At 57.7% G+C, this 6,404-nt stretch carries 7 protein-coding genes and 1 tRNA gene; 5 read left to right on the top strand and 3 right to left on the bottom strand.

Annotated features, from left to right (window positions below):
- The 5 genes from DXY31_RS17425 to DXY31_RS11655 all read left to right on the top strand — a co-directional run.
- A partial coding sequence (locus tag DXY31_RS17425; RefSeq protein WP_206749815.1) for a hypothetical protein occupies positions 1-187 on the top strand: 187 nt, incomplete at its 5' end.
- A gap of 21 nt (positions 188-208) precedes the next feature.
- A complete protein-coding gene (locus DXY31_RS11670) occupies positions 209-472 on the top strand; it encodes a hypothetical protein (RefSeq protein ID WP_114993917.1) in 264 nt (87 codons plus the stop codon).
- Between the two features lie 6 nt (positions 473-478).
- Complete coding sequence (locus DXY31_RS11665; protein WP_114993916.1) at positions 479-1,177, top strand: ABC transporter ATP-binding protein; 699 nt, start codon at positions 479-481, stop codon at positions 1,175-1,177.
- A gap of 23 nt (positions 1,178-1,200) precedes the next feature.
- Positions 1,201-1,272, top strand: a tRNA-Asn gene (locus tag DXY31_RS11660).
- A gap of 363 nt (positions 1,273-1,635) precedes the next feature.
- Positions 1,636-2,433 (top strand): response regulator transcription factor, encoded by a 798-nt coding sequence (locus DXY31_RS11655; protein ID WP_067096292.1) that lies wholly within the window; start codon positions 1,636-1,638, stop codon positions 2,431-2,433.
- Between the two features lie 11 nt (positions 2,434-2,444).
- On the opposite strand, the gene DXY31_RS11650 is transcribed toward DXY31_RS11655, so the two are convergent.
- From DXY31_RS11650 to DXY31_RS11640, 3 genes are read right to left on the bottom strand one after another with little or no spacing between them, the layout of a single operon-like run.
- Entirely contained in the window at positions 2,445-3,410 is a 966-nt protein-coding gene (locus DXY31_RS11650; protein ID WP_114993915.1) for a DNA polymerase III subunit delta', read from the bottom strand.
- The gene (tmk, locus tag DXY31_RS11645) at positions 3,407-4,048 is read right to left on the bottom strand and encodes a dTMP kinase (RefSeq protein WP_114993914.1); all 642 of its coding nucleotides are present in this window, start codon (positions 4,046-4,048) and stop codon (positions 3,407-3,409) included. Before tmk ends, DXY31_RS11650 begins: the two co-directional genes overlap by 4 nt.
- 2 nt (positions 4,049-4,050) lie before the next feature.
- The gene (locus tag DXY31_RS11640) at positions 4,051-6,381 is read right to left on the bottom strand and encodes a cation-translocating P-type ATPase (protein WP_256359630.1); all 2,331 of its coding nucleotides are present in this window, start codon (positions 6,379-6,381) and stop codon (positions 4,051-4,053) included.
- Positions 6,382-6,404 lie beyond the last annotated feature (23 nt).

The raw sequence follows: 6,404 nt of genomic DNA, 5'->3' as shown, positions 1-6,404 counted from the left end.
CGAGGACGTCAAACCATCCCCGCTGTGGCGCGCGTCCTACAGCGATCGTCATGAGAGGAGCTTCATGAAGCTTTACGTGCCGAGCCTAGTTGGAGTCAGCGATTCTGTGGGCAATGATTCAGAAATTGATCGCGACATGAGTAGAAATGCCCACGACTACACACCAGCCTTCCATTCGCGAAGATGACATGAGTGAAGAGATCCGACCGTGTACGTGATTGAGCTGGCTCTGCGTATGAGCCCCATGCCCGTGTCCGTGCAGCGCAAGGAGCTTGACGCTGCTGAGGGGCTTTATCAACAGGTACGGACTGCACTTGAGCAGGGGCAACCAAAGTTGCTCGAACTCACCTGCGAAAAAGTTGAAGGCAAACGACTCAGCGTGCTCACCAATGATTTGCTTGCAGTGCAGATCTACGAAAAAACAGCGGCTGCGGGTGGAAGCAAGCGTCCGGGCTTCTCCCTTGATGGCTGAACCTGCATGAGCCCCGACCAAAAGGCCGCGCCAGCAGGACTGAAGTTCGAAAGAGTCAGTTACAGCTGGCCCTGCGGCACAAAAGCTCTTGATCGCTGCAGCTTCCAGGTTCCCGGACCAGGACTCTGGATGCTTGTGGGCAGCAATGGCAGCGGCAAAAGCACCCTGTTCAGAATCATCAGCGGACTGATCAGTCCTCAGTCAGGCCTTGTCTGTCATGACCTGAGGCCAGCCCTTGTCTTCCAAAATCCAGACCACCAACTTTTGCTACCCAGCTGCGGCAGCGAACTTCTGCTCAATTTGCCCTCAGGCTTGAGTCGTCATGAACAGCGTCACAGAATCCAACGACTGATGGAGCAGGTCGGACTGGCAGAGATGGCTGGCCGACCGATTCACACCCTGAGTGGGGGCCAGAAGCAACGTCTGGCCATCGCCGGCGCGCTGGCCAGCGAAGCAACGCTTCTGCTGCTCGATGAGCCCACAGCACTACTGGACCCCACCAGTCAGGCGGCCATCCTGAGCACGGTCCAACAGCTCTGCCACCGTTCCAGATCTCCCTTGACTGCTCTCTGGATCACCCACCGACTTGGAGAATTGGATCATGCTGATGGAGCCGCCAGAATGGAGCGAGGACGAGTTGGTGCCTGGCAGAACGGACCATCGCTTCGAAATCAACTTGAACCCCTTGCGGGACGGCATGGCTGAGGGGTAAGTTCTCCACGTCACATTCCTCGGTAGCTCAGCGGTAGAGCGGTCGACTGTTAATCGATTGGTCGCAGGTTCGAATCCCGCCCGGGGAGTTCAGATCAACTTCATCACCACGACTCATTGGGTAGTGGTGATTTTTTTGTTGAAAACGTCCCACAAACTCTCGCCAGATCGAGGACTGAACCTTCCAGCAGCTGAATCCCCTCCCTGAAAATGCTCTGAAAAATGGAATTTCCTTAACAGTTGCCCCTCGAAACCGAAGACTTTCTGTAGAGGCCATGACGTCAAACAGAGTCAAATTAGCGAAAAAACTCAGTAGCAGCAGTAGTTCTCAACCAAGTAATCCTGTTGACTCCCCAGAAGGACATCACTGCAAGCCACAAAGAACCTTGAGAGAATCTGTCAAGCCATGACGCGGCATACCCACGTCCACCTTTTCCTCCGCTGCTCTATCGATGAAGCCCTGCATCCTGCTAATCGAAGACGACCGGGACATGCGTGAATTGGTGAGTGGTCACCTTGAGCACAGTGGCTTCGATGTTCAAAGCGCCGACGATGGAATCAAAGGCCAAGCTCTGGCGCTGCAGTACAGCCCTGATCTGATTCTTTTGGATCTGATGCTGCCCAAGGTCGATGGACTCACTCTTTGCCAACGTCTTCGACGCGATGAACGCACGGCTGCCATTCCGATTTTGATGCTCACTGCACTTGGTGGAACCAAAGACAAAGTGAGTGGATTCAATTCTGGAGCAGACGACTACCTGACAAAGCCCTTTGACCTGGAGGAACTTCAGGTGAGGGTCAAAGCTTTGTTACGCCGTAGCGATCGAGCACCGGTTGGAACAAGCAGCAACCATCATGAGATTCTCAGTTACGGTCCTCTGACCCTGGTTCCGGAACGATTTGAAGCGATCTGGTTCGATCGACCAGTTCGCCTCACTCACCTTGAGTTTGAATTGCTGCACTGCCTGTTGCAGCGTCATGGTCAGACCGTTGCGCCGTCTCTGATCCTCAAGGAGGTTTGGGGATATGAGCCAGACGACGACATCGAAACCATCCGAGTGCATGTAAGGCACTTGCGCACAAAACTTGAGCCAGATCCCCGTAAACCGCGCTTTATCAAAACGGTTTATGGAGCCGGGTACTGCCTGGAGCTTCCAACCGGAGCTCAGCTCGAGGGACTTCAAGATGTTCTTGCTCAGGCACGCCAAGATCGTGAACAGAAAGATCAGGAGAGCCGCGCAAGCGCTTGATCCGAAGCTGATCAAGCTTCAATCAAGTTGAGTAGTGCCACCTCCCAGGCCAGTCTGGGTTGAACAAACGACAGCAAATGTTGGCGAAGACGATTCAGCCTTTTTAAACGCTCAGGCTGATTGGATGAATTCCAAAGTTTGTACTGCCACCAGTTGATTATCCAGAGCTGCTGGTCTCCTTCCAGCTGCTCTGTGACATCTTTCGCCAAAGCGAGAGCTTGTAACGGCGTTGTGGGAAGGCTTTGAAATCTTTGCCTCAGCTCCTCTGGGATGGTGTTCCAAACCCGCACATGCTCCAGCAGGGCGCCAGGCGATCCACCTGCCAAGGCCAAGAGCTCTGGATGACTGGCCGCTAGGGCAAGCGCTTGCTCACCTGTCCCGTCAGGCAATTGCACCAGCACTGAGCGCATGCACACCTCGCTGAGGCGTGTGAAACGGATCTGCTGACATCGCGATCGGATGGTGGTCAGGAGTCTTTCCGGTGCAGCGGACAACAGAATCAATAGTCCATGTCCTGGCTCTTCAAGAGTCTTGAGCAGAGCGTTTGCCGCTCCCTCCGCCATGGCCTCAGGTTGTTCCAGAACCACCAGACCTCTTGGCGACTGCAAAGGCTGACGGGCCAAAAACCTGCTAAGGCCACGGATCTGCTCCAAGCGAACCTGCGGTGGTGTCCGCTTGCTAATGCCGATGGACTCGGCTTCCGATCGTGGGATTAGACGACCCTGATGGTTATAAGTGGGCTCGACCCAAAGCAAGTCGGGATGGTTGCGTTCTTCAAGCCGCCGGCGTTCGCGCGGAATGGAGTCACCTCCGCCCAGCAGACCTTCCAGGAAACGGAGCGCAGCAAGACGTCGGCCCACTCCATCTGGGCCACTAAACAGATAAGCAGGCGCCAGTCGGTGGTTTTGCAGTGCCGCAATGAGCAACCGTTCTGCCAGCGGCTGACCCTGCAACTCGCCAAACAACATCTCACTCATAGCAGTGCCTTGGCAAACCAAGACCTCAGCCTTGTGCGAATGACCTGCTGTACCTGATCAGCGCTCTGGTCCGCCGCCACCGGCGTCCAGCCCCGCTCAGCTGACAGGCGCTGGAACCCTTCAGACACCCGCGCCAGAAAGGTCTCTCCTTCGGCTTCGATCCGATCATCGCTGCGAGCACCGCGACGCTTGAGGCTCTCCTGCAGGGGCAGATCAAGCCAGAACGTGAGATCCGGCGTAACACCAGCCGTGGCGATGCGCTCCAGATCGAGGATGGTCTGCAGATCGAGTCCGCGACCATCCCCCTGATAGGCGATGGTGGAACCACTGAAACGATCACTCAAAACCCAATCTCCCCGATTCAGGGCAGGGCGGATCAGGCGTTCAACGTGCTGCGCGCGATCTGCGGCATAAAGCAGCAATTCAGCAGTGGAAACTGGAGCCGACTCTTGAGGTGGATTGAGCAGGAGCTCGCGCAACGCACGACCAAGAGGTGTGCCGCCAGGTTCACGCGTGAGGTGCAGCTTGGCTCCGGAAGGCATCAACCCACTGTCTGGAAGCCAATCGGCTAGTTGGCGAAGCTGCGTGGTTTTGCCACAGCCATCGATGCCCTCAAGCACCAGAAAACGCCCGACCATGATCAGCGGACAGTCAGGCTGAGGGCATTCAAAACCACTGACACGGAGCTGAGGGCCATGAGCAGTGCCGCAAGCGGCGGAGACAACAGCACATTGAAGCCTGGCAACAGAGCGCCTGCAGCGACTGGCAACGCAATCATGTTGTAGCCGAATGCCCAGAAGAGATTCTGTCGAATCTTGGCCATTGTGCGTCTGGCCAGAGTCAGGGCTTCTGGCAAAGCCTCGAGCCGATCGCCAAGCAGCACTAGATCTGCGGTGTCCTGAGCAATCTGTGTTCCGGTGCCCACAGCGATACCCAAATCCGCCGCGGCCAGGGCAGGGGCATCGTTAATGCCGTCGCCAACCATTCCCACAGTCTCAGTTGTGCGCCAGTGTTCAAGCCGCTCCAGCTTCTGATTCGGGAGGAGCTGCCACGCCAATTCGTCATCGGCGAAGCCGAGCATTTGCGCAATCTTTTCAACGGCCTGACGACGATCACCACTGAGCATTCCCAGTGTGAGCCCTTGATCCCTCAAACGCTGAAGTGCCACAGGGGCATCGGGCCTAAGGCGGTCATCAATGGCCACCACTCCCAGCGGTTCGGCATCAAGACCAACTGCCACGAGCGTCTGACCGCGTTTCAGAGCTTCCTCAACAGCCTGCTGTTGCGTTGCAGACCAGACCACACCTTCCTGCTGCAGCCATTCGGGAGAGCCCACACGCAGTTGTCCGTTCAAGGACTCGAGTGTGCCCTCCATACCGGAACCTGGCAGGGTCCTACTGGCCGTGACCGGCAACAGCGTGAGATTGAGCCGCTGAGCCTCCTGCAACAGCGCATGGGCCAGAGGATGCCGGCTCGTTTGTTCCAGACTTGCTGCGAGTTGGATCGTGCGGGAGGCATCCTCACTGGCCATCACGGCATCCACGAGCGGACGACCCAGGGTGAGCGTTCCGGTCTTGTCAAAGACCATCCGCTGAATGGAGGCGGACTGCTCGATCACATCTCCGCCTCTGAACAGCCAGCCCTGGCGTGCGGCAAGTCCTGAAGAGACCGTGATCACTGTGGGCGTTGCCAGGCCAAGGGCACAGGGGCAAGCCACCACAAGCACGGCAATGGCCAGTTGAAGTCCGAGGCCGAACGGTGTCTGAGCCCCGGCTCCAAGGGAGCCATGGATCGCAGCATCGTGGCCATGATCCATAAGCACCACAGGAACATCCAGGACCTGAGGCCAGAGACGGCTGCCCAGCTGCCACCAAAACAAGAAGGTGACCAGCGCCAGGCTGACGACGCCGTAGCAAAAACGGCCAGCAACCCTGTCAGCCAGCCCTTGGATGGGAGCTCGTCTGGCCTGAGCCTCCTCAACAAGGGCAATAATCCTGGCCAACGCCGTGTCGCTGCCGACACGCTGAACCTCCATCTCCAGATTGGCCTCCAGGTTGAGACAACCGGAACTGAGCTCTGTCCCGGGCTTGGCCTCGAGCGGCAGCGGCTCACCGGTGAGACTCGACAGATCAACAGCAGAACAGCCGTTCAGCACCACACCATCCACGGGAATCCTGTCTCCAGCTAGCAGCTGGATGCATTCGCCTGGCCGGAGCACAGACACGGGCACCTCGCGAACCGTGTCATCCGCCATCAACAAACGGGCGGTATTGGGCTGCAGGGCAGCAAGCTCCTGCAAAGCCCTGCCTGTACGACGGCGTGCACGTTCCTCGAGAAATCGACCCAGCAGCACGAAGCCGAGAAGCATCACAGGCTCGTTGAAAAAACAGGGCCACCCCACCGCAGGCCAGATCAGTGCCACCAGACTCGCCACATAGGCACTACCGACGCCCAGACTGACGAGGGTGTCCATGCTTGGCACACCACTGCGGAGCGCAGACCAGCCACTGATCAGGATCGGCCGACCGGGCCCGAGCAGAGCCACCGTGGCCAGGGCAGCATGGAAGCTGAGCGTGCCGATCAGCGGTAGGGAGAGCGTCCCAGCTTCAGCGAGGTGACCAAGCACCGACAGCAGAAGCAAAACAAGAGCGACCATTAGTTGTCGCCACTGCTGCCACCATCCCCTGGTTCGTTCTGGCTCCGTTTCTTTGGAGAACAGTCCGCTCTGTCGGGGCTGTGCTGGAAAACCACGGCCACGCAAAGCCGCCAGCACGTCATCAAGCAACGGCTGAGAGGACGATGTCGCCTCGCTATCAAGTCGCAGCCAGGCACTGCGGGTCACAAGGTTGACACTGGCTTCTTTCACACCTGGCTGAGCGAGCAGCGTGCGCTCCACGGCACGAACGCACGCCCCACACTTCATTCCCTCCACATCCAGAAGCACCGCATGGGACTGAGCGGTCGGGTCCAATGGATGGGAAGACGCTGCTGACA

The sequence above is a fragment of the Synechococcus sp. UW179A genome (assembly GCF_900473965.1).
Taxonomy (GTDB): Bacteria; Cyanobacteriota; Cyanobacteriia; order PCC-6307; family Cyanobiaceae; genus Synechococcus_C.
This window is presented reverse-complemented; position numbering and strand designations above follow the sequence as displayed.